Raw genomic sequence first — 23,494 nt, forward strand, 5'->3', positions numbered from 1 at the left:
CATCGGGTCAGACCGCGATGCCGGCGAACCCCGTCTCGCGGATCTCGCCGTCGACGAGTCGGAACGTGTGGGATTCCCCGACCTCGGCGGTCTGCGGGAAGTCCGTGCGCACATGCGCGCCGCGCGACTCGGTCCGGGCGGTGGCCGCCGCGATGACGGCCGACGCGGTCAGCGTGAGCGCCGCATCCTCGACCTCGCGCACGGTCCGGGGGACACGCCGCGGCGCGTTCGCGACCACCTCGGCCGCGACCGCCAGTCCGTCGGCGGACCGGCGGAGCGCGACCCGGCGCGACATCACGTCCTGCAGCAGGTCGCGGTCGAGGACCGGCATCGGTCCGGGCGCCTGCGGGGCGGCCGCGGTGGCCGGCCGCAGAGCACGCCGGCCGAGGGCGACCGCGGCAGCACGACGACCCATCACGAGCCCCTCGAGCAGGCTGTTGGACGCCAGCCGGTTGGCTCCGTGCAGGCCGGTCCGCGCGACCTCGCCGGCGGCGAGGAGGCCGTCGACGGCGGTGCGCGCCTCGTCGTCGGTCACCACTCCGCCACAGAGATAGTGCGCGCCGGGCACGACGGGGATGCGGTGGTCGGCCGGGTCGAGGCCGGCCGCTCGGATTCCGGCGCTGACCGTCGGGAATCGGCGCTCGAAATCGTGTACCCCACTGATGTCGAGGTAGACGCAGGGATGCCCGGTCAGTTCGATCGCGGTCTCGACGGCGTTGGCGACCACGTCGCGAGGCGCGAGGTCGCCCATCGGGTGCACGCCGTCGGTCACCGACCGTCCGTACACATCGACGAGTCGGCCGCCCTCGCCCCGGACCGCCTCACTGATCAGCGTCCGACGCCCGCGGGCGCCGGGTGTGTAGAGCATGGTCGGATGGAACTGGATGAACTCGAGGTCGGCCACCTGCGCGCCCGCCTGGAGCGCCAGCGCGATGCCGTCGCCGGTGGCACCCGCCGGATTGGTCGTTGCGGCGTAGAGATGACCGGCACCACCCGTCGCGAGCAGGACCGTCGGCGCGTCGACTGCACCCCACCCCCCGTTTCGCAGGTAGGAGACACCGGACACCTGGTCGTCGCACACCCGCACCTCGGTGACGATCGCGTCGTCGAGGAAGCGGATGGATGCACCGGCACCGGCACCGGCACCGGCACCGGCACCGGCACGCTGCGCGACGGCGTCATGGAGGGCCCGCTGGATCGCGGCACCGGTGGCGTCACCACCGGCGTGGATGATGCGCCGCACCGAGTGGCCGCCTTCACGAGTGCGCAGCAGCTCCCCGTCGGCATCGCGGTCGAAGTCGGCGCCCCACTCGATCAGTGCGGACACCGACGACCATCCGTCGGCGAGGATCGGACGCGACGCGACCGCGTCGCTGAGGCCGCCACCCGCGGCGAGGGTGTCGGCGAGGTGCAGATCGATCGAGTCGGTGACGTCCGAGTCGGTGGGACGGACCTCGGGCATGACCACCGCGACGCCGCCCTGGGCGTAGAACGTCGACGTCGGCTGCTCGCCGCGATCCGGACGCCAGCTCGGCCCCTTGTTCACGACGACGACCGACAGTCCGCCTTCCGCGGCGCAGAGCGCGGCGGTCAGACCGGCGATGCCGGCCCCGACCACGACGAGATCGGCACGGTCCGCGGCAGCCGCGTCCCGCCCCAGTCCATGTGTGGACGTAGTCATGTCATCCGCCTTTCGCCGGTCGTACTCTCGACAACCCCGGCGGGGGGTATTCGATTCCCAGTCGAAAACCCTACCCCGCAGCTCCCCTCCGCGAAATGTTTGATCGCGCCGGATCGAGGCAACCCGAGCTCCATGAAAACCCTCTGGTTCGACCCGGCGAATGACACCGACCACGCAGGGCTCCCGGACGTGCGTCCCGAAACCACACCGTTCGGGACCGTCGACACCTACGACCAGGTCGTCGTGGGCGGTGGGATCACCGGTCTGACCACCGGACTCCTGCTGGCTCGAGCCGGTCAGAAGGTCACTGTTCTCGAGCGACGCCACATCGGCGCCGCGGCCACCGGACACACGACGGGCAAGCTCTCCCTCCTGCAGGGCACTCGATTGTCGTCGATCTCGAGTCGTCACGGAAAGGCCGCGGTCCACGACTACGTCGAGGCGAATCGCGAAGGCCAGGCATGGCTGCGGCACTACCTCGCCCACCGGGGACTGCGGGTCGACGAGCGGGCGGCGCTGACGTTCGCAGCCACTGCCTCGGGCGCGAAGACGGTGGAGAAGGAGTTCGAGGCCTGCCGAGCGCACGACATCCCGGTGGAGCACGTCGACTGTCCGGAGCTGCCCTTCGACGTCCACACCGCGATCCGTCTGGAGGGACAGGCGCAGATCGACCCTATGGTGGTGCTGCGCGCCCTCGCCGACGACTTCCGCGCGCACGGCGGCCACCTCTACGAGGGTGTCCACGTGCAGGGACTGCGCAATGGCTCGCCGCACACCGTCACCACCGACGCCGGCGACCTGCGCGCGGAGTCCGTGATCCTCGCGACCGGCGTCCCGTTCCTCGACCGCGCCGGGTTCTTCGCCCGGGTGCACCCGCAGCGTTCGTATGCGGCGGCGTTCGTCGTCGACGGGGAGATCCCCCGCGAGATGTACCTCGGCGCCGACAACCCGTCGGTCTCCCTGCGAACCGCTCCGCGCCACGATCACGACGGCGAACTGCTACTGGTCGGCGGTTTCGGTCACGAGGTGGGCCGGACCAAATCCGAACGCCAACACGCGCTGGACATGATCGCCTGGACCGAGAAGCACTTCCCGACCGCGCGAATGGTCGCGCGGTGGTCGGCGCAGGACTATACGACGATCGACGAATTGCCCTACGTCGGGCAACTTCTGCCCGGCATGGAGACCGTCCAGGTGGCCACGGGATTCGCGAAGTGGGGACTCACCAACGGTGTCGCGGCCGCGCTGTCGATGACCGGACGCATCCTGGGGTCGGAGCCGCCCTGGTCCAAGACCCTTCGCCCCTGGCGCACCTCGGAGGTCACCAAGCCCGGCTCACTGGCGTCGGCGGTGTCGGCCAACGCACAGGTCGCGGCATACATGGCCGGCGGCTACCTCGGCCTGCTGAAACCCGCGGACACCTCACCCGCCGAGGGCGACGGCAGCGTCGGGCACTCCGGCACGACACCCAAGGCCGTCTGCACGGTGGCCGGACAGACCCGATCCGTCGCGCCTCTGTGTACCCATCTGTACGGCGTGCTGCGCTGGAACGACGCCGAGCAGTCCTGGGACTGTCCGCTACACGGGTCGCGCTTCAGCCATACCGGTGTGGTCCTCGAAGGACCGGCAACGCGAAACCTGTACTCGCAGGAGGCATCCGACGACTGATCCGGGCCGGACTATCCCGCACCCAAGATCCGCCGGAACACCGGTCGCGTCATCGTCGCCACGGGGCGCTGCAGGGCTCCGGCCAGGATTCGTACACCCAGATCCAGGGTGTATGCGTCGAACCCGACGAGTATGCGGTCACGATTGCCGAGCACACCGGCGAGAATCGAGATCGCCGCGGCATCCGGTCGGGTACCTGGCAACCGGCGGTCGAAACCCTTGGTGACATAGTCACGCACAGCGGAATCCACGTACCGGGCCCGTCGTGCGATGGCGGTGTGGACCACGCCAGGGTAGACGATGTGGAGCCGAACACCGGAGTCATTGTCTCGCAACTGTTTCTGAACGGTTTCCGAGTACCCGCGGGTCGCGAACTTCGACGCCGAGTACGCCGATTGGGCGGGCGATCCCATCAGCCCGAACGCGCTCGACGTGTTCACGATGCGCCCTCCCCCCGCGGTATGAAGGTGCCGGAGGAATGCGTCGGTGCCGTTGACGACCCCGCCGAAGTTGACCGCGAGGATCCGCCGCGCATAGTCGTCGTCCTCGTCGAGGACGGACGCGACCATCGTGATGCCCGCGTTGTTGAACACGAGCGCCGGCGCGCCGTACCGTCGGACCACCTCATCGGCATAAGCCGTGACGGCCGCGGTGTCGGCGACGTCCACCTGGGCGGCGTCCACCGTCGCTCCGTTCTTCGCAGCCGAGTCCGCGGTCTCGGCGAGTGCCTGCGCGTCGACGTCACTGAGCAGCACCGGCACCCCGGCCGCCGCCAGTCTGTTCGCCAGAGACCGGCCCATTCCCGAAGCGGCGCCGGTGATGACGGCAGGCCGTCCGGCACACAACCGCCGAAGGCGATCGTCGGTGACCTGCGGATGCCACAACCGACCGAGACCCAGGGAAACCTTCACGTTCACCGGACTACCCCGACCGTCCCGTCCTACACCTTCACCGCGTTTATCCGGCCTCTGCACGGGTACCCCTTTTCACCGTGGGCTCGACCCACCCGAACGCAGCGCATCACGGAGAGGGAAACGAGTGTCAGACGCAGTCGTGGTGGGCGCCGGACACAACGGGCTCATCTCCGCCATCCGGCTCGCCGACGCCGGATGGGACGTGACCGTCCTCGAGGCAGCGCCCGAGGTGGGCGGGGCGATCAAGAGCGCCGAGCTGACCCCCGGTTACGTGACCGATCTCTTCAGCGCCTTCTATCCCCTCGCCGTCGCCTCCCCGGTGTTCGCCGACCTGGATCTCGAAGCCCACGGCCTGAACTGGAGCAGAGCGCCATTGGCGTTCGGACATCCGGCGGGGCCGGAGGACGACGACGCACCGGTCGTCCACCCCGACGCGGCCGACACCGCAGCCCAACTCGCCGCCTTCGACCGACATGACGGCCAGGCGTGGCTCGATCTCGTCGAGCAGTGGGAGATGCTGCGGCCCGCCATCCTCGACACGTTGTTCGGCCCGTTCCCGCCGGTCCGCGCGGTGCTGTCCCTGCTGCGTTCCGTCGGCACCGCGGAGGCTTTGCGCCTTGCCCGGTTCTTGATCCTGCCCGCCGATCGGATGGTGCGGGAACTGTTCCACAGCGAGAAGTCGGGACTGCTCATCCTGGGCAACGCGCTGCACGCCGACATTCCCCTCCATGCACCCGGCAGCGGAGTGATGGGCTACCTGCTGACCATGCTGGGCCAGGACACCGGATATCCGGTCCCGGTGGGTGGTGCGGGCGCGCTGTCTGCCGCACTTCGGCGTCGCGCGGAAAGTGCTGGCGCGCAGGTACATTGCGATACCCGGGTGACCGAGATCGAGGTCCGGGGCGGCCGTGCGGTAGGTGTCGTCGACAGCGGCGGACGCCGCTGGCGGGCCGACCGGGCCGTTCTCGCCGATGTCTCGGCGCCTGCGCTGTACACGGACCTGCTCTCCCCGGCCGACGTGCCCGGGCGCGTACTCGACGATCTGCAGAAGTTCACCTGGGACACCCCGGTCGTGAAGGTGAACTACGCGATCGATGGGAAGATACCTTGGCGCAGCGCCAATCTCGGCGGCGCGGGCACCGTGCACCTGGGCGCGGACGCGCGCAACATCGCCTACTCCACCGCCGACATCGAGACCGGGAACATACCCGAACACCCCTTCCTGCTCTTCGGTCAGATGACCACCGCCGACGCCGGAAGATCACCCGCCGGCACCGAGAGCGCATGGTCCTACAGCCATCTGCCCCGCGGGGTCACCGACGACGCGGCCGCACGACTTCTCGCCGCCCGGATGGACGAGGTACTCGAACAACACGCTCCGGGCGTCTCGGACATGATCATCGGCCGCCACGTGCAGACCCCGCACGACCTGCAGACCGCAGATGCCAACCTCGTCCACGGGACGGTGAACGGGGGAACGGCACAATTGTTCCAGCAGTTGATCTTCCGTCCATCGCCGAGTCTCGGGGGCGCCACGACACCCGTGGACCGCCTTTATCTCGCGGGATCGGCCGCACATCCTGGCGGCGGGGTACACGGGGCCTGCGGCAACAACGCCGCACGCGCCGCCCTTGCCTCCGACGGCATACGCGGAACGCCGCGAAGAGCGTTGAACCGCACCATCACCAGACACCTCACGAAACCATGGAAACCACAAGGGAACGGAGATCATTCATGAATCGCGTCGAACGCCACACATCCGCAACCCCCGCGCAGGTCTGGTCGGTGTTGTCCGACGGCTGGCTCTACGCCTCTTGGGTCGTGGGCGCATCACGCATCCGCGACGTCGACCCCACCTGGCCGCAGGCGGGAGCGAAGATCCACCACTCGGTGGGCGTCTGGCCCGTGCTGCTCAACGACGAGACGACGTCGGTGGAGTCCAAGGCGGGATTGCTGGAGATGTCCGCAGCCGGCTGGCCGTTCGGTCGCGCCCGCATCCGGATGACGATCGAGAAGGACGGCAACGGCTCCCTGATCGGCATGGAGGAGTTCGTCGAGACGGCCCCGCTCAAGTGGGTTCCGCCGGTGGTGCAGCAGACCGCCATGTCACCCCGACTGAACGAGTGCCTGACTCGCCTGGCGATGCTCGCCGAGCGTCAGCCCGGCTGAGAGCCGGGATTCATCCGACTCGTATCGGGTAACCGCCCGACATGACCACAGCACTCGCCATCACCTGCACCCTCAAGCCCTCACCGGCATCGTCGAGCAGTGACCTCATCGCCCGCCACCTTCTCGACGCACTGGCCGAACAGGGCGTTACCGGGGATGTCATCCGTGCGGTCGACCACGACATCCGGCCCGGTGTCGAACGGGATATGGGGGACGGTGACGAGTGGCCGTCGATCCTCGAACGGATCCAGGCCGCCGACATCCTCGTGATCACCACCCCTACCTGGCTCGGCCACATGTCGAGCGTTGCTCAGCGAGTGCTCGAACGCCTCGACGCCGAGGTATCGGAGACCGACGGCCACGGACGCCCGGCGATGCTGGGCAAGGTCGCGATGTGCGGTGTCGTCGGCAACGAAGACGGTGCCCACAAGATCATCGCGGACATGTTCGGCGCACTCGATGACATCGGTTTCACCATCGCCGGACAGGGCAGCACCTACTGGAACGACGAGGCGATGGGCAGCCGCGACTACAAGGATCTCGACGAAGTCCCCGAGCCGGTCGACAAGACGACCCAGGCCGCCGCACGCAACGCTGCACACCTGGCACGGGTGCTGTCGGACAACATGTTCCCGGCTTACGAGTAGCTCCGCTTCGGTGAGGACGCTGGAGCACGCGAGGGCCGTCACGAGGGGCGGCACACCACCTTGATCGTGTCCAGGGCGTCGTCTGCGGCATCTGGCAGGTTCATCCCGGCGTTCTTCCCGGTCCGCAGGTACTCGACCACCGGCTCGTTCAGCACCTCGCCGGGTATCACCACCGGGATACCGGGCGGGTACGGTGTGATCTGTTCGGCCGCAATACGTCCCGGAGCCTCGTCGAGGGACACCGACTCGGTGTCGCCGAAGAAGGCGTCACGGGGGAGCATCCTGTTCTCCAGCTGCAGCTCGTCCGGAGACGGCTGGCGGATCTCCCGAGGGGGATCAAAGGAGTCTGCGGCGGACGAGAGATCGCGCAGCGCGGTCAGCAACCGATCCGCGGTGTCCTCGTCGTCGGCGTGCGAGATGGTCGCGAGAATCCGTCGATGGTCGCTCAATCCGAGGTCGACGCAATGGTGTTCGCGGAGCCAGTCGGCGCATTGATAACCACTGACCCCCAGCCCGTCCACGTCGATCAGGACCTGCATCTCATCCAGATCGTGGCTGGCCTCTTCACGGAGCAGTTCGTCATGTGTCACCGCCAGACCGTCTATCTCGTCGACGCTGCGACGGATGGTGCGCGCCAACTCGAGTCCTCGGCCGAGCACTTCTCGTCCAGACCGCACCATGTATCGACGCCAGCCGTCCAACGCGGCATAGATCGGCACGCTCGGGCTGGTGGTCATCAGCAGGTCCGCGCACTGTGACAGCCGGGAGCGGTCGACCAGGTCGCCCTGGACGTGGAAGACAGACCCCTGCTCGAAGCCCGCGCCCATCTTGTGGACGCTGACGACGCAGACATCGGCTCCGGCATCCATTGCCCACGTGGGCAGTTCGTCGTGGAACGGCAGGTGCGCGCCCCACGCCTCGTCGACGATCAGCGGCTTGCCGTACTCGTGGCAGACGTCGGCGATGGCCCGGATGTCCGCACACGTGCCATATGGCGTCGGACTCACGATGAGCAGGCCCGACGCCTGCGGATCCGTCTCCCACGCCTTACGCACCTCGGCGGGCGACGGAGGATGCGTCAGGTGGAGCGTCTCGTCCCATCGCGGACGTACCCACCGCGGACGTAGTCCGGAGAAGATCAGCCCTGCCACGATCGACTTATGGGCATCCCGGGTGATGAGGAGTTCCCCACCTTCGCCACCGGCCACGGCCATCATCGCGGCCTTCACCGACAGCGAACTGCCGCACGTGGAGAAGAACGCGAGTTCGGCGCCCACCGCGTCCGCCATGAGTTCCTCGGCGTCGGACAGGTAGGCGTTGGTCATCCGACGGTCGTCGAGACCGCCCGACGCGAGGACATCCGATTCGAACGCGGCCGCTCCGATGGTCGTGCGCGTGCGGTCGTCCACGCCACGACCCTGTCGGTGGCCGGGCGGCGTGTAGCCGTACCGGTTCTCGCGGCGGTAGGCGTCGAGTGCTTCGAGTAATGGTGCTCGAGATTGATCCAGAGACATCGTGTCGGGGCTCCGATCGTGTCTTGTGATTGAACAGGGTTGCGGGTCAATGGGATTCGCTCATCGCGCCACTGTGTGACGACTTCGCGGCGCGGCGTCGCAGACGTTCTCGGTAGCCGTATGTCGCCCTGAGCACGTCGTCGTGGCTGTCGGCGCTGGAACCGAGCGCACCGGCGAAGATCCCCATCGACGTCGCCAGCCATGCGAGGTTGACGTAGTTGCCCAGCCCGGCCCGGAAGCCGAGTTGCGAGGACAGAAAGGTCTCGTCTATGACGGTCATGGCGGCGATGAGGACCGCGACGAACAGGCCCACATAGAGGACCGCCGCGCTGAAGACGACGGTGCAGACCGTGGCCATGTTGTAGAGCCGGGCGCGTGGTCGGTAGGTTTCGGTCGTCCTTTCCCAGAGGCGGTTGTTGACGATCAACCACAGCGTTGCCAGGACCATCGACAGTATGGAGATGGCGGCCAGACGCCATGGACTGAGCGCGTTGGCCATCGACCAGATGGTGGAGAAGTAGACACCGAACGACGCCGCCGCGGCAGCGGCCGCCGTCATGCCCGTGAGCGTCGGGATCAGTCGCCACGGCCGGTTGCCGCGTACCATTCCCGCCGTCAGCCGCATCCGAGGGGTGATACCAGGGGCCACAACATATTCCGTCTCGCCATCGCGTTCGACCAGCAGTCCGCGGGACCGCTCGAACGACTCGGTCGAGGAATCCCTCAGCGAGGACACCACCGTCGCGATGAGGTTGCCGAGCCGCCGCCGGGGGGATGGCCCGAGCGCCGGCAGCGAGATCACCGCGGCCCCACGTTCCCGGTCGAGTTCGGCCAGCACGACGCTGTCCCGGGTACGCCGGCCACCGCCGAGACCCCCGCGGACGGCGAACAGGCGGGGCATCTCGGTCACGAACACCACGATCTCGTCCGGGACCCGGTCGGCACCCCAGACGGTCTCCAGATCGCCGCGCGGGGTCATCTGGAGTGTGGTGTCACGGGTAACGGTGACTCCGCGGAAATCCATCCCGAATTGCTCGGCGATCCCGCGAATCCGGTCCTCGCCGTTAGTGATCAACGTCTCGGGCAACCCGTGTTCGGCCACCATTCGCAGACTCGAGATTCTCCTGCCCTCCTGGCGCTCGACGGTTGTTCATCCACCGACGGTCGGTCCGCCGGGGTCAGTCCGGCGGCTCGGGCTCGCCGGCGGCCGGCGACTCGAGGTCCTCCTCGTCGCCCGACGTGGGCTGAGCCTCGTTCTCCTTCTCCGTAGGCTCGTCGACGTGTTCTTCCTCGAGTTCGTCCACCTTGCGGCGGGCGTCGTCGGGGGTCTGGTCCGGTGAACCGGTCTCGGCCGGCTCCATCGGTAGTTCTTCGGACATCTAGGTGTGTTCACCGCCAATCCGTTTCGGGTATCCGGACATGTGCGACTTCCCGGGGTGTTCGGTTTCTAAACACCGGAAATCCGTGAGGACGGCCTCCCACGAGGTGTAGGCCCTTCGTGACGTGGGTATGCCACGAGCATGTCTGACGAAGAGCGCAAGTCCATGGACCCAGCGCCGGAGGAGACACCCGATCTGGAGTCCGGTGGCGGTGTGGCACCCGGCGACACTCCACCCGACACCCCCCAGACGTCGGGGCTCTCGCACGAACAACCCAATCGGACGAAACACTTTCCGGCCGGCGGGGTCGGCGCCTTCCTCGGCGTCGGTCTCCTGGTGATCGCGATGCTCGTCATCATCGTCGGGCTCATCGTGATGGTGCTGTGACGACCTGATCAGGCCCCCGTCGCCAGGTGGGGATCGGCGACGGGCTTGGATTCCGCCGAATTGCGTTGTCGCAGTATGACCGACAATACGACGATCGCGGCCACCGCCACGAATTCGCTCTGCCAGTTCTGCATCGACTCGAACCAGAACTGCGATGTGGTGAGGTACTGCCAGACCGTTACCGCGGCCTCACCGTGTTGCTCCTGCTCGGTGCTGTACGCACGCGCGCCGCCGACGGCGTGCAGGACGAACGAGGCGAGGAACAGCGCGAAAAACGCTATCGACAACGAGTTCTCGTATACCGCCAGAACCCACCCACCGCGGCGGATCGGCCATGGGGCACCGGCCTGGTCCTTCTCCGCGCGAGGGTCCACGTCCTGCGGCGCTTCGGAATCCACGGGTTTGGACTCCGACGAACCCCGTTGATACAGAAAAGCCGTCAACACGACGTACATGCCCATCTGGAGGAACTCGGATTCCCAGTTCTCGAACGTCGCCTCGACGAATTCGCCGGTGCGCAGGTACCCCGACAGCGAGACCGACGCGGCGCCGTGGGACATCTGCTCGGCGTTGAAGGCATGCCAACCGGACACGATCATCCCGAACATGAAGACGAGAAACAGCGCCGAACAGGCCAGGAACAGCCCGTTGTCGCGTAAGACGCGGCGCATCATCAGAACCGGCCCCTCTCCGATCACCGACGCCGGCCGGGCCTCAGCCCAGGGCCGGAGAACGAGGCGAATACCTCAACACCGCACCCACCCCGTCACGCGGGGCGATCCGTTCGTCCACTCGCACCAACTCGGCGCCGATCATGACCGCCGCGAGCGGCAGCGCCTCGTCGGCCAGGAGCGTCCGCTCGGGTGCCAGTCCGAGCTCCGAGAGATTCTCCGGAGTCGGTGCGAGAGTTGCGACCCCACCCGCGTCCGGTCCGCCGTCGACGACCGTCGCGCCGTCGAGGTCACCGATGATCAGCGTTTCGACCTCGCCGTTCCGCAGCGCGCCGCAGACGGCGGTGAGACCTTCGACGGCGAGTGCCGGATCATGACCGAGCCCGGCCTCGAAACGTTCGGCCACATCGGCGATCAGCTCGTTCTGGCGCCGCGCGAATTCTTCGGCGACAGCACGGCGGACGTCGGCGTCGGCCACTCCGCCGCGCCGCGCGCCCAGGTGCAGATCGACGAGTCGCGTGGCCAGCCGCTCGGGAGCCGCGGCGGTCAGATCGGCGGTCGAGGATGTCTCGCCGATGACGAAGACGATCTCGGGGTCGTCGGCGTCGACGATGGCGGTCAGGCGCTCGGCCACCGCCCGGATGTTCTTGCGTCTTTCTTCGTCGCTGCGCTGCTGCGGGTCGCCGTATCCGGGGGACTCGGCACTTGCCGCGTGATGCACCGGATACCCTTCGCCCTCAACGGTTTCGGTCTTCACGGACACCCCACCGGTAGCGAAGACCTCGATGTCGGCCCCGGTGTGGTCGACGGCGGCGACCACGTGGCAGGGCGACGCGGTGCCGTGCTCGATCAGCGGGACCAGATAGGGCACCGGCGAGTAACGGGCCGTCGGGGTCACCGGTGGACGGATGAGCTGCTCGTCGAGGATCACTCCGTCCGGACCGGCGATCACCGCTCGACCACTGACACCGACCGACGGCACCTGGCCGAGGAGGGCGGTGCCGATCGGATCGACGACAGCGGGTTCCGCTCCGGCCGAGATCAGTTCGTCGCGCAATGCGCGCCAACGCAATTCCATCGCGTGCGCGGCATCTTCGGTGTTGTGCGAATCGTCGATGTAGACCGAGGCGAACGGACCTGTCGTGGTCGTCAGCGCTCGAAGTCGGGTCGAGTTCATGCGCGGTCTCCTCACGGGTTGTTCGGGCACGTCGACCCTCTACGGGTGCCCAGCGAGGAGGCCCTCAAACATCCCGGCCCGGCCGCCGGTCGGCGTGCCGGGCAACAGACGGGGGTCAGAGCGTGGCGGCGTCGATCACGAACCGGTAGCGCACGTCCGACGCGACCACGCGGTCGTATGCCTCGTTGATCCGATCGGCCGAGATCACCTCGATCTCCGCACCGATGCCGTGCTCGGCACAGAAGTCGAGCATCTCCTGGGTTTGGGCGATCCCCCCGATCATCGAACCGGAGAAGCTGCGCCGCTTGCCGATCAGCGCACCGGCCGCGACGTCGATCGGATGTTCGGGCAGACCGAGTTCGACGAGGGTGCCGTCGAGGGCGAGCATGCCCAGGTACTTGCCGATCGGCAGGTTCGCGGACACGGTGTTGAGGATCAGGTCGAAGGAGTTGCGCAGGTCGCGGAAGGTCTGCGGATCACTCGTCGCGTGGTAGTGGTCCGCCCCGAGACGCAAGCCGTCCTCCATCTTCTTCAGCGACTGCGACAGCACCGTCACCTCGGCGCCGAGCGCGTGGGCGATCTTGACCCCGACATGTCCGAGGCCACCGAGACCGACGATCGCCACCTTCTTGCCGGGACCCGCACCCCAGTGCCGCAACGGCGAATACAGCGTGATCCCCGCGCACAGCAGCGGAGCCGCCTCGTCGAGCGCGATCCCCTCCGGGATGCGGCAGACATAGTTCTCGTCGACGACGATCGAGGTGCTGTAGCCGCCGTGCGTGGGTTGCCCGTCCCGGCCGAGCGCGTTGTACGTCCCGGTGCTGCCGCGCTCGCAGTACTGCTCCTCACCGAGTCTGCACGGCTCGCATTCACGGCAGGAGTCGACGAAACAGCCCACGCCCACGCGATCCCCGACCGCGTACCGGGTGACGCCCTCACCGACGGCGGAGACCGTACCGGCGATCTCGTGCCCCGGGACCACCGGGAACCGGGTGCCACCCCATTCGTCGCGTGCGGTGTGGATATCGGAGTGGCAGATCCCGGCGTAGGCGATGGCGATCGCGACGTCGTTCGGGCCGAGGTCGCGCCGTTCGATCGTGGTCGGCTCGAGCGGGCGATCTGCTGCCGGGGCGATGTACGCGTTGACCGTCGTGGGCATGCGGGGGACTCCTAGGGCTGGATGTTCAGGGACTGAAGTGTTCGCGGGCTGATGTGTGTTCGGGTGCTGATGCGTTCGGGGCGACCGATGCGCAGGTGTGCATGGGTCGGCACGTGACAAGTCTGCCGTCGCGCGTGCGTCATCGCCAGAACGGCACGTCGGGAGCCGACGCAGCACGTACGGACACTGGATCGGCCTTCGAAGATCGTTACAATGGACGACGGTGACGATCAACAGCTCGGTCGACGACGGCCGGCGCACGCAGTTGCATCCGGTGTCGCCCATCGCCGAGGTCACGCGATTCGGGGCAACCACCGCCCACGCGGCTGCGGGCCTCGGGCGGTTCGTCCTCCACACGGCAGGCGACGCGATTCGCGGTCGCGCGCCCAATGCTGCGCGCGCGGCGCATGAACTGCGGGCCACCTTCGAGCATCTGGGTCCGACCTACGTGAAGCTCGGGCAGCTGATCGCCTCGAGTCCCGGCGTCTTCTCCGACGCCCTCTCCTCGGAGTTCGAGACGCTGCTCGATCGCGTGAAACCGGCCGACCCCGACGAGATGCGTGCACAATTCGTCGCCGAACTCGGCCGCCCGCCCGAAGAGGTCTTCGCGCAGTTCGATCCGGTGCCGATCGCCTCGGCGTCGATCGCGCAGGTCCACACCGCGACCCTGCACAGCGGCGAAGAAGTGGTCGTCAAGATCCAGCGACCCGGGATTGCCGACCGGCTCGCCCCGGACGTCGCGATCCTCGAACGTCTCGCCGGTCTCGTCGAGGTCTCCGAGTACGGCCGGATGCTCAGCGCGCGCCACGTCGTCGAGGATTTCGCGGCCGGCCTCGATGCCGAACTGGATTTCCGGATCGAGGCGGACACCATGCGGGAATGGTTCGAGTGCCTGCAACCGGGCCCCTTCGGGGATCGTGTCCGCGTCCCGCACGTGTACGACGAGTTCACGACGCCGCGCGTCCTGACCATGGAGCGCATCCACGCGGTCCGGATCGACGACGCCGCCGCGGTTCGGGCGGCCGGTCACGACGGCGTCGCGCTGTGCCGGAACCTGTTGCTGTCGCTCCTCGACTCGGCATTCCACGGCGGCCTCTTCCACGGCGATCTGCACGCCGGCAACGTCCTCGTCGACGAAACCGGGAAGATCGTGTTGCTCGACTTCGGCATCGTCGGCCGGTTCACCCCGCGTACGCGCCGGATCCTTCGCCAGCTCGTCGTCGATCTGGTGGTCCGGGCGGACTACGAATCCGCAGGCCGCGCGATCTTCCTGCTGGGCGCCGTCCACAAGCCGGGGTCGACCGCCAGGGGCGCCGAGGACATCAAGAAGGTGACGACCCCGCTGTCGACGACCGATCTCGGTTCGATGTCCTACACCGACCTGGGCCGACAACTCGCCGCCGTGGCCAAGGCCCACGACGCCCGGCTGCCGCGCGAACTGGTTCTCGTCGGCAAACAGCTGCTGTACGTCGAGAAGTACATGAAGCTGTTGGCGCCACGATGGAAGGCCATGTCGGACAAGGAGATCTACGGCTACATGGCCGGCATCCTGAAGGAGGCCGAGCGCGATCGCCGGGCCGACCGTGAACGAATGAGCTGATGCACGGTGGTAAATCGCGGCATGTCGGGCCTACTGACGCGTACGGAGCGCGAATCGACCGCTAGGGTGAGAGCGATTAGCTGCTGATTCACAGGAGTCACACATGAGACGTTTCGTGCCGGCACTGCTGGCATTCTTTGGCGCCGCGTTCATCGCGGCGGCCATCGCCATCCCGCTTTACCTGGTGCCGCAACTGAAGGTGGTGCCGCTGGACCTGGACATCACCTCCGACGCGACGACGGTGGCGGCCGACGGTTCGACGGGCGACCGGTTCCCGGCCGTCATCTTCGACCGTTGCTCGGTGGCCGAGGACCGTGCCCGCACACTCGAGGCGCACCTCACCCAGCAACGCCGCTCGATCATCACCGAACCGTCGGACAGCCGCCAGGCGAGCCTGCAGTCCGCGCAGACCGTTCTGATCGACCGGCTCCGTGACGCCGACGGTCAGGAGACCGAGCCGAGCGTCGCCGCTGCCGGTGAGACCCGCACCTGCAAGGACGGCTTGCTCGCCGCGTCCATCGACCGCGTGTCGGTGAACCGGAAGACCTCGGTTCCCAACGGCGCCGTGAGCTCGCTGCAGCTCGAGGCCGTCCCGCCGGGCGGCAACGTCAACGACGTGTCGGTCGCCCTCGACAACCGCACCGGCTTCCAGTACAAGTTCGGCTTCGACGTCCAGAAGCGCGACTACGCGTACTACGACCTGAACACCCGCCAGGACTGCGCGGCCAAGTTCCAGGGCGAGGAGGAGATCGACGGGGTCAAGACGTATCACTTCGCGTGCGACGTCCCCGAGACCGATCTGTCGTCGCTGCCGAACGCCCAGGGTGAGGCCGCTCTCGGCACCATGCTGACCATGCCCGCCAGGTGGTGGGGCATCACCGGCCGCGGCGTCCGCCCGAACGATCCGGTCACCATGCACCGCTACGCGGCGGCGACCCGCCACGTGTGGGTCGAACCCGAGACCGGCACCATCGTCGACGGTCGCGAGGACCAGCACCAGTACTTCAAGTCGCCCGACCAGAGCGAGGCCACTCCGGCGCCGGTTCGTGAATTCCGGATGGACGCGCTCAAGGGCACGTTCAAGTGGGCCGACCAGACCGTCGCCAACCAGGCCGACAAGGCCAGCGGCTACCTGAACCAGCTGAAGGTCGGCGGCACCTGGGTGCCGATCATCCTCGGCGTCATCGGCGCCATCCTGCTGGCCGCCGCGGTCCTGCTGTTCCTCCGCGGACGTCGCGACGACGCCGTCGTGGCCACCGCCGGTCCGGTCGGCGCCCCGCCCGCCGCGGACGACCGCGACACCCGACTGATCAAGCGGGATGTCCCTCCGGCCGGTGCCGCACCGTCAGCGGGTAACCCGTGGGAGCGGCCGACCGAGCAGATCCCGAAGGTCGACGGTGGCGAGCCCCCGGCCGACGATTCGTCGACGCGCACCTTCCGCAAGCAGCCGCCGCCCGAGTAGGGCCCAGCTGCACGGCGACCCCCGCGGGCGCATCCGGTACCCACCGGATGCGCCCGCGGTGTTTTGTCTGTGGCAGGTGCAGCACTACGTGTCGGCCGGCGACACGAACTGCTGAATCTGGCCCTCAGAGGCGCGAGGCTCCTCTGCCCACTTGATGTGCGAGGACCGCGCCACCCCCTCAGGTGCGAGGGCTCGCCACCCCGCCCCTCAGGTGCGAGGCTCGCCACCCCGCCCCTCAGATGCGAGGACCGCGCCACCCCGCTCCCGTAGCCAGGCAGGGCCACACACACAACACGGGCCGGTGACCCCGAAGGTCACCGGCCCGTGCCGTTGTTGTCTCTATGGAGTTGCGAGACCGTTCACTCGGCTCAGAAGAACGCCGGGCGGAAGGTCTTGGCCCACGACTCCTTGAAGGTGCTCGACCAGTAGTCCCACCAGTGCGCACCGTCCGGGGTGATCCGGGTGGTGAGCTTGACGCCGGGGACGAGCGCCACGCGGCCGACGTACAGCTGGCTGCTGGTCGAGGCGGCGACCTCGAGCGGGATCATCTGCGCGAACTTGACCGGGTCGAAGTTGCCGCTGGTCGGGTTGACCGACGAGTCGTACTTGCTGCCGACGCCGCTGCCGGACGACACGTAGACGTACTTGCCGGCCAGGTTGCCCGCGCTCAGGAACGGATCGTTCTGGAACCAGCTACCCGCCGGGTAGAAGCCCCACATGTTGGTGGGGTTGCCGCCCATCTCGATGACGGAGGCCTGGATGCCCTGGGTGAAGCCCGGCATGGTGACCGTCGGGTAGCCGCTGTAGGACGCGACCGCCTTGTAGAAGTTCGGGTGACGCGACGCGAGGTTGAGCGCCGAGGTGCCCGACATCGACAGGCCGGCGATGCCGTTGCGACGGTTGTCGCTGCCATGGTTTGCGGCCATGTAGCCCGGCAATTCGCGGGTCAGGAAGGTCTCCCACTTGTTGACGCCCAGCTTGGGGTCGGCCGACTGCCAGTCGGTGTAGAAGCTGCCGCCGCCGCCGAACGGGATGGCGACGTTGGTGCCCTTGCCGGCCATGTAGCGGGCGACATCGGTGTTGATCAGCCAGCCGCTGTTGTTGTTGGGGGCGCGGAGTCCGTCGAGGAGGTAGAGCGTCGGCTTCGGTCCGCCGCCACCCGCCGAGACGATGCACACCGGCACGGTCCGGTTCATGGCGTTCGAGCGGACATACTCGACGTTGCAGCCATTGGCTGCGGACGCCGGCGGAGCTGCGACCAGCGTGGCACCTGACACGGCCACGAGAGCCACGAGTCCGGCGACGAGGCGCTTACGGGCGCGAGTCAGCATTCGTCAGTTTTCCTTTGGATCTCGGCCGGAGTCGGCCGCTGTCTGGGTCTTGCCTACCGGGTACTGCGGAAGTGGTACGAGGGGGATTGTATTGATCCCCCTCCGGCGCGGTACCCGTCGTCGTGAAGTGTAACGGCACGATAACGTCGCGGCAAAGGCTGGAACGTGCTTCGTGACCCCGGATGGCAGTGGCACATCTCACATCTGCCGCGATCTGAACAGCCCATATGGCCCATACGCGGCATCCTTGCCCGATTTTGCCCTCTGAACGGATGAAATTGCCGCGACCGCACCGTTATTCGTTTGGGTGGTTAACGGTGATACGGAGATCTGCCACGAGCTTCGGGGCCGGCCATGTCGATCAACCACCCGCGATTCGACGCCTCGATCACTAGGGTCAGGGCGGTGGACATGGGTGAATACCTCGGCGCCGACGCCACCGCACTCGCCGGACTCGTCGCCTCGGGCGAGGTCACGGCAGTCGAACTCCTCGATCTGGCACGGACACGTGCCGCCACGGTGAACCCCCACCTGAACGCCATCGTCATCCCGATGGAAGCCGAGGCCGACCGCCGGGTGCACACCGAGCTCGACGGACCGTTCGCCGGCGTCCCGTTCCTGATCAAGGACCTCGCCCAGGACTACCGCGGCTACCCGACGACGCGCGGCTCCCGGTCACTCGCCCGGCACGTGGCCACCGAACACGCGACGGTCGTCCAACGCTTCCTCGACGCCGGGCTGGTCATCTTCGGTAAGACCAACACCCCGGAGTTCGGTGCCAAGGCACAGACCGAATCCGTCCTCTGGGGCCCGGCGCGCAATCCGTGGAACCCCGACGTGACCCCCGGCGGCTCGTCCGGTGGCAGCGCGGCCGCCGTCGCCGCCGGCATCGTGCCCGCGGCCGGGGCCAACGACGGCGGCGGATCCATCCGCATCCCGGCGGCGTGCAACGGCCTGGTCGGCCTGAAGGCCTCGCGCGGTCTGATGCCGTTCGGCCCCGCCACCGGTGAACCGCTCTTCGGGATGGGAGTCGAGGGCGTCGTGACCCGGACCGTGCGCGACGCGGCCGCCCTCTACGACGCGATCATCGGCCCCACCTCGTCGTCGACCTATCCCGCTCCCCTCCACACCGAGTCCTTCACCACCCGCATCGCCACGCCGCCGCGACTGCTGCGGATCGGGTTCACCACCCGTTCGGCGATCAACCCCGCACCACACCCCGAGGCGGTCGCCGCCGTCGAGCACGCCACACGCGTGCTCACCGGACTCGGGCACCACGTCGAGGAGGTGGACCCGCCGCACGACGACGCGGAACTGGCCCGCGACTTCCTCGAGATCTGGTTCGCGAAGGCGGCGGCCCAGGTCGACGAGGCGCGACGCCTGTCCGGCGCCGGTGACTCCGAGTTCGAGGCGGACACTCTCGCCCTCGCCGAGATCGGCCGTGCGGCCGGGGTCGTGCCGCTCTTCCGGGCACTCGATCACGTCAACGACCACGTCCTCGCGCTCGAACGCTTCCACCAGAATTACGACCTGCTGCTGACCCCGACCCTCGCCGTACCGCCACCGAGGATCGGGTCCATGACGACCCCACCCCTCCTCCAGCGGGCAGCGCGTCTCGCGGCTCACGCCCGCGTCGGCCGGGTGATGTCGCGGATGGGAATCGTCGACCAGCTCATCGAGGAGAACCTCGACTGGGTTCCCTACACCCAGCTGGCGAACCTGACCGGGCGTCCGGCGATCAGCGTTCCCCTGCACTGGACCGACACCGGCCTGCCGCTCGGGGTGCAGTTCGTCGGCAAGCTGGGCGCCGACGGCGATCTCCTCGCCCTCGCCGCATCGCTCGAAGATGCCGCGCCGTGGTTCCACCGGTACGCCGACATCACCGTGTGACGCGGCGCTAATGTCTTCTCGAGATCGCGAGTTCTCGTGGGGACGAGCGGCACATCGAACGAGGTGAGGAGTTGTCGTGACTGAGCAGGTGGCCGACGCGGTGGTCGTCGGTGCGGGTCTGGCGGGTCTGGTCGCGACATACGAGCTCACCAAGGCCGGCCGGCGGGTGGTCGTCGTCGATCAGGAGAACCGCAACAATCTTGGGGGACAGGCATTCTGGTCGCTGGGCGGACTCTTCATGGTCGACACCCCCGAGCAGCGCCGACTCGGCATCTCCGACTCCGCGGACCTCGCCCTGCAGGACTGGATGGGGTCAGCCGGATTCGACCGTGACGACGAGGACTACTGGCCGCGGCAGTGGGCCCGGGCGTACGTCGACTTCGCGGCCACCGAGAAGCGGCAGTATCTGCACGATCTCGGGCTGCGCATCACCCCGATCGTCGGCTGGGCCGAACGCGGGGGCGGTTTCGCCGACGGGCACGGGAATTCCGTGCCACGCTTCCACCTGACCTGGGGCACCGGGCCGGAGGTCGTGCGGATCTTCGCCGAACCGGTCGTCGAGGCCGAGAAGCGCGGGCTGGTCGAGTTCCGGTTCCGCCATCGCGTCGACGAACTCATCGTCGAAGACGGTGTCGCCGTTGGCGTGCGGGGCGCGACCCTCGCACCGACCGACCTCGGGCGCGGCAAGGCGTCGAACCGCGATGTGACGGGCGAGTTCGAGGTCCGCGCCGGCGCGGTCATCGTGACCTCCGGCGGGATCGGCCACAACCACGACCTCATCCGCAAGAACTGGCCGGTCGACCGTCTCGGACCGGCACCGAAGACGATGATCTCCGGCGTCCCGGCCCACGTCGACGGACGCATGCTGGGGATCAGCGAGGACGCCGGCGCGAGCATCGTCAACCGGGACCGCATGTGGCACTACACCGAGGGCATCCACAACTGGGACCCGATCTGGCCGGACCACGCCATCCGGATCATCCCGGGCCCGTCGTCGTTGTGGCTCGACGCCAACGGCAACCGCCTCGCGCCGCCGAACTTCCCGGGCTTCGACACGAACTCGACGATGAAGGCGATCGTCGCCGCCGGTCACGACTACTCGTGGTTCATCCTCACCCAGTCCATCGTCGAGAAGGAGTTCATGCTGTCGGGTTCGGAGCAGAACCCAGACATCACGTCCAAGGATCTCCGGCTCGCCGCCAGGAGCCGCCTCGCCAAGGGCGCCGCCGGTCCGGTGGATGCCTTCCTGCGCAACGGTATCGACTTCGTGGTCGCCGACAACCTGCCCGAATTGGTCAGCGGCATGAACGCGATCGCCCGCGGCCCCGAACTCGATCTCGCCCACATCGAACGCGTCATCTCCGCCCGCGACGCCGAGGTGGACAACAAGTTCTCCAAGGACGCCCAGTTGATGGCGATCAACAACGCGCGACAGTTCATCGGCGACAAGATGGTTCGTGTGGCCAAGCCCCACCGCATCCTCGATCCCGCACACGGTCCGTTGATCGCGGTGCGGCTCAACATCCTCACCCGGAAGACCCTCGGCGGCCTCGAGACGAACCTCGACTCCCAGGTGCTGCGACCCGACGGCAGCGCGTTCGACGGTCTGTTCGCCGCCGGCGAGGTCGCCGGCTTCGGGGGCGGCGGTGTGCACGGTTACAACGCTCTCGAGGGCACCTTCCTGGGCGGGTGCATCTTCTCCGGACGAGCGGCCGGACGGGCCGTCGCGCGCAGCTGACCCCGGCCCTCGACCGGGTGGCGGCACGTCTACGAAAAGGGCTGCCTGCCCTACTTTTTCGCGACCCCATCCGCGATCCCGTTTCGGATATGCGTGGGCTAGGGTAATGGGCGTGCCGGTGCCGCAGACGATCCTGACGCGAAAGACCAAGTCGGCGATCTTTCTCGTCCTCACCATCGACGACGGTGGTGAGGACACGGTCCGCGATGTGCTGGCGGAGATCCCGGGACTGAACAACGCGGTGTCCTCGCGTGCCCCGGAGGCGGCGCTGGCCGGCATCGTCTCGATCGGTTCGGACGCGTGGGACCGGTTGTTCGACGGCCCCCGTCCCCGTGCGCTGCGTCCGTTCGTGCCCTATGAGGGCGACGTCCACACGGCTCCGGCCACCCCGGCCGATCTGCTGGTGCACATCAAGTCCGACCAGATGCACCTGTGCTTCGAACTCGGCCGCCTGATCACCGACGCACTCGGCGATGCGGTGACGGTCGTCGACGAGGTCCACGGCTTCCGCTATTTCGACCTGCGCGACCTCATCGGTTTCGTCGACGGCACCGAGAATCCGGTCGGGCAGGCCGCGGTCGAGGCGATCACCGTCGGCGACGAGGACCCCGACTTCGCCGGCGGCAGTTACGTCGCGATCCAGCGCTATGTCCATGACCTCTCGTCGTGGAACGGGCTGAGCACGGGTGAACAGGAAGCCGCGATCGGGCGGACCAAGCTCGACAACGTGGAGATGTCCGACGACGTGAAGCCGGCGAACTCCCACATCGCGCTCAACAAGGTCGAGGACGAGAACGGCGAGGAGATCGACGTCGTCCGCGACAACATGCCCTACGGCGACGTCTCCGGGGCCGGCGAGAACGGCACCTTCTACATCGCCTACTCCGCCGGACCCGACGTCACCGAGGAGATGCTGCGCAAGATGTTCATCGGCGATCCGCCGGGGACCTACGACCGCCTTCTCGACTTCACCACCGCCGTCACCGGTGCGCAGTTCTTCACCCCGACCATCGACTTCCTCGAGGATCTGCCGCCCGCACCCCAGACATCCGAACCCGCCGCCCAGGTCCCGCCCCGCCGCGGCGACGGTTCCCTGGGGATCGGCTCCCTACGCTAGTCCCCCCGGGAACCAGTCCCTGCAGACAGACCCACCGCCCGACACCACCGCATCAGGAGGCCACCATGAACAACCTGCACCGCGAACTCGCGCCCATCTCCGAGGCAGCCTGGGCGGAGATCGAGGAGGAGGCGACCCGGTCGTTCAAGCGGAACATCGCGGGCCGTCGACTCGTCGACGTGAAGGGGCCGATGGGTCAGGACACCGCGGCGGTCACCCTGGGCCATCGCAGCAAGATCGACTCGCCGGCCGACGGCATCCAGGCGTTCATCCGGCGCACACAGTCGCTGGTCGAGTTGAAGGTGCCGTTCACCGTCTCCCGTGAGGCCATCGACGATGTGGACCGCGGCGCCCAGGACTCCGACTGGGATCCGGTCGTCGAGGCCGCGCGCCAGCTCGCGCTCGCCGAGGACCGGGCGATCTTCGAGGGCTACGCGGCTGCCTCGATCGCCGGTATCCGCTCCGAGGCCACGGCGACCCCGATCCAGCTGCCCGAGGACGTCCGCGACTACCCCGAGGCCGTCAGCCAGGCACTGACCACGTTGCGACTCGCCTCGGTCGACGGGCCGTACTCGGTCGCCATGTCGGCGGAGGTGTACACGCAGGTCAACGAGACGTCCAACCACGGCTACCCGATCCGCGACCACATCAAGCGGCTGGTCACCGGCGACATCGTGTGGGCGCCCGCCATCCGTGGCGCGTTCGTCATGAGCACCCGTGGTGGCGACTTCGAGCTGACGATCGGGCAGGACGTCTCGATCGGCTACGACTCCCACGACGCCGACGTCGTGAACCTCTACTTCCAGGAGTCGTTCACCTACCTCACCCACACCGGGGAGGCGGCCGTCGCGCTGTTCGGCGGTTGATCGACGGAGACCGACGCACCTCACTTAGCCGGGGCAACTAGTCTGACGCAGGTGATCGCAGTGACCTCCGCCCCGCTCGCCACGCGGGCTACGCTCCCGGCGCCGGGCCATGACCTCGGCCCGC

General features: G+C 67.9%; 20 protein-coding genes. 11 read left to right on the plus strand and 9 right to left on the minus strand.

The window, feature by feature from the left end:
• Positions 1 to 7 precede the first annotated feature (7 nt).
• Positions 8 to 1,681, minus strand: coding sequence for an L-aspartate oxidase (nadB, locus tag GAA2_RS21805; RefSeq protein ID WP_024499198.1), 1,674 nt, complete (start codon positions 1,679 to 1,681; stop codon positions 8 to 10).
• Between the two features lie 132 nt (positions 1,682 to 1,813).
• On the opposite strand from nadB, the gene GAA2_RS21810 reads away from it, so the two are divergent.
• A complete protein-coding gene (locus tag GAA2_RS21810; protein ID WP_024499197.1) occupies positions 1,814 to 3,349 on the plus strand; it encodes an FAD-dependent oxidoreductase in 1,536 nt (511 codons plus the stop codon).
• 11 nt (positions 3,350 to 3,360) lie between these two features.
• On the opposite strand, the gene GAA2_RS21815 is transcribed toward GAA2_RS21810, so the two are convergent.
• Positions 3,361 to 4,260: an SDR family NAD(P)-dependent oxidoreductase gene (locus GAA2_RS21815; RefSeq protein ID WP_024499196.1), complete on the minus strand. Its 900-nt coding sequence runs from the start codon at positions 4,258 to 4,260 to the stop codon at positions 3,361 to 3,363.
• Positions 4,261 to 4,387: 127 nt separating this feature from the next.
• On the opposite strand from GAA2_RS21815, the gene GAA2_RS21820 reads away from it, so the two are divergent.
• The 3 genes from GAA2_RS21820 to GAA2_RS21830 are packed head-to-tail and all read left to right on the plus strand — an operon-like array spanning position 4,388 to position 7,079.
• Complete coding sequence (locus GAA2_RS21820) at positions 4,388 to 6,001, plus strand: phytoene desaturase family protein (RefSeq protein ID WP_024499195.1); 1,614 nt, start codon at positions 4,388 to 4,390, stop codon at positions 5,999 to 6,001.
• Complete coding sequence (locus GAA2_RS21825; protein ID WP_024499194.1) at positions 5,998 to 6,432, plus strand: SRPBCC family protein; 435 nt, start codon at positions 5,998 to 6,000, stop codon at positions 6,430 to 6,432. The genes GAA2_RS21820 and GAA2_RS21825 overlap by 4 nt, the downstream gene beginning before the upstream one ends.
• A 41-nt stretch (positions 6,433 to 6,473) precedes the next feature.
• Complete coding sequence (locus GAA2_RS21830; RefSeq protein WP_024499193.1) at positions 6,474 to 7,079, plus strand: flavodoxin family protein; 606 nt, start codon at positions 6,474 to 6,476, stop codon at positions 7,077 to 7,079.
• A 38-nt stretch (positions 7,080 to 7,117) separates the two neighbouring features.
• Here the strand turns inward: GAA2_RS21830 and GAA2_RS21835 are convergent, their stop codons facing one another.
• From GAA2_RS21835 to GAA2_RS21845, 3 genes are all read right to left on the minus strand, one after another.
• Complete coding sequence (locus GAA2_RS21835; RefSeq protein WP_191834609.1) at positions 7,118 to 8,593, minus strand: aminotransferase class I/II-fold pyridoxal phosphate-dependent enzyme; 1,476 nt, start codon at positions 8,591 to 8,593, stop codon at positions 7,118 to 7,120.
• A 46-nt stretch (positions 8,594 to 8,639) separates the two neighbouring features.
• On the minus strand, positions 8,640 to 9,698 hold the full coding sequence (locus GAA2_RS21840) for a hypothetical protein (protein ID WP_051349629.1): 1,059 nt from the start codon (positions 9,696 to 9,698) through the stop codon (positions 8,640 to 8,642).
• Positions 9,699 to 9,771: 73 nt separating this feature from the next.
• Positions 9,772 to 9,972 carry a hypothetical protein gene (locus GAA2_RS21845; protein WP_096274820.1) on the minus strand — a complete coding sequence of 67 codons (201 nt, stop codon included), beginning with the start codon at positions 9,970 to 9,972 and terminating at the stop codon, positions 9,772 to 9,774.
• A gap of 141 nt (positions 9,973 to 10,113) precedes the next feature.
• On the opposite strand from GAA2_RS21845, the gene GAA2_RS21850 reads away from it, so the two are divergent.
• The gene (locus GAA2_RS21850; RefSeq protein ID WP_096274821.1) at positions 10,114 to 10,359 is read left to right on the plus strand and encodes a DUF6480 family protein; all 246 of its coding nucleotides are present in this window, start codon (positions 10,114 to 10,116) and stop codon (positions 10,357 to 10,359) included.
• A gap of 8 nt (positions 10,360 to 10,367) precedes the next feature.
• Here GAA2_RS21850 and GAA2_RS21855 read toward each other — a convergent pair whose 3' ends face one another.
• The 3 genes from GAA2_RS21855 to GAA2_RS21865 form a co-directional block, all read right to left on the minus strand.
• Complete coding sequence (locus tag GAA2_RS21855; RefSeq protein WP_096275046.1) at positions 10,368 to 11,033, minus strand: DUF6766 family protein; 666 nt, start codon at positions 11,031 to 11,033, stop codon at positions 10,368 to 10,370.
• Positions 11,034 to 11,073: 40 nt separating this feature from the next.
• On the minus strand, positions 11,074 to 12,207 hold the full coding sequence (locus GAA2_RS21860; protein WP_159405749.1) for a hypothetical protein: 1,134 nt from the start codon (positions 12,205 to 12,207) through the stop codon (positions 11,074 to 11,076).
• A 115-nt stretch (positions 12,208 to 12,322) separates the two neighbouring features.
• On the minus strand, positions 12,323 to 13,366 hold the full coding sequence (locus GAA2_RS21865; RefSeq protein ID WP_159405750.1) for an NAD(P)-dependent alcohol dehydrogenase: 1,044 nt from the start codon (positions 13,364 to 13,366) through the stop codon (positions 12,323 to 12,325).
• 223 nt (positions 13,367 to 13,589) lie between these two features.
• Here GAA2_RS21865 and GAA2_RS21870 point away from each other — a divergent pair, with 223 nt between their 5' ends.
• Both GAA2_RS21870 and GAA2_RS21875 read left to right on the plus strand, forming a co-directional pair.
• On the plus strand, positions 13,590 to 14,966 hold the full coding sequence (locus GAA2_RS21870; RefSeq protein WP_159405751.1) for an ABC1 kinase family protein: 1,377 nt from the start codon (positions 13,590 to 13,592) through the stop codon (positions 14,964 to 14,966).
• A 103-nt stretch (positions 14,967 to 15,069) separates the two neighbouring features.
• On the plus strand, positions 15,070 to 16,428 hold the full coding sequence (locus GAA2_RS21875; RefSeq protein WP_159405752.1) for a DUF3068 domain-containing protein: 1,359 nt from the start codon (positions 15,070 to 15,072) through the stop codon (positions 16,426 to 16,428).
• A gap of 368 nt (positions 16,429 to 16,796) precedes the next feature.
• On the opposite strand, the gene GAA2_RS21880 is transcribed toward GAA2_RS21875, so the two are convergent.
• Entirely contained in the window at positions 16,797 to 17,759 is a 963-nt protein-coding gene (locus GAA2_RS21880; protein ID WP_006436577.1) for an alpha/beta hydrolase, read from the minus strand.
• Between the two features lie 411 nt (positions 17,760 to 18,170).
• Between GAA2_RS21880 and GAA2_RS21885 the strand changes: the two genes are divergently transcribed.
• The 4 genes from GAA2_RS21885 to GAA2_RS21900 all read left to right on the plus strand — a co-directional run bounded on the left by GAA2_RS21885 (position 18,171) and on the right by GAA2_RS21900 (position 23,370).
• Positions 18,171 to 19,649, plus strand: a complete 1,479-nt coding sequence (locus tag GAA2_RS21885; RefSeq protein ID WP_159405753.1) for an amidase — start codon at positions 18,171 to 18,173, stop codon at positions 19,647 to 19,649.
• Positions 19,650 to 19,725: 76 nt separating this feature from the next.
• The gene (locus GAA2_RS21890; RefSeq protein ID WP_159405754.1) at positions 19,726 to 21,387 is read left to right on the plus strand and encodes an FAD-binding dehydrogenase; all 1,662 of its coding nucleotides are present in this window, start codon (positions 19,726 to 19,728) and stop codon (positions 21,385 to 21,387) included.
• Positions 21,388 to 21,499: 112 nt separating this feature from the next.
• Positions 21,500 to 22,504, plus strand: coding sequence for a Dyp-type peroxidase (locus GAA2_RS21895; RefSeq protein ID WP_096275047.1), 1,005 nt, complete (start codon positions 21,500 to 21,502; stop codon positions 22,502 to 22,504).
• A gap of 65 nt (positions 22,505 to 22,569) precedes the next feature.
• The gene (locus GAA2_RS21900) at positions 22,570 to 23,370 is read left to right on the plus strand and encodes a family 1 encapsulin nanocompartment shell protein (protein ID WP_006436573.1); all 801 of its coding nucleotides are present in this window, start codon (positions 22,570 to 22,572) and stop codon (positions 23,368 to 23,370) included.
• Positions 23,371 to 23,494: the final 124 nt, after the last annotated feature.

The sequence above is a fragment of the Gordonia ajococcus genome (assembly GCF_012974285.1).
Taxonomy (GTDB): Bacteria; Actinomycetota; Actinomycetes; order Mycobacteriales; family Mycobacteriaceae; genus Gordonia; species Gordonia amicalis.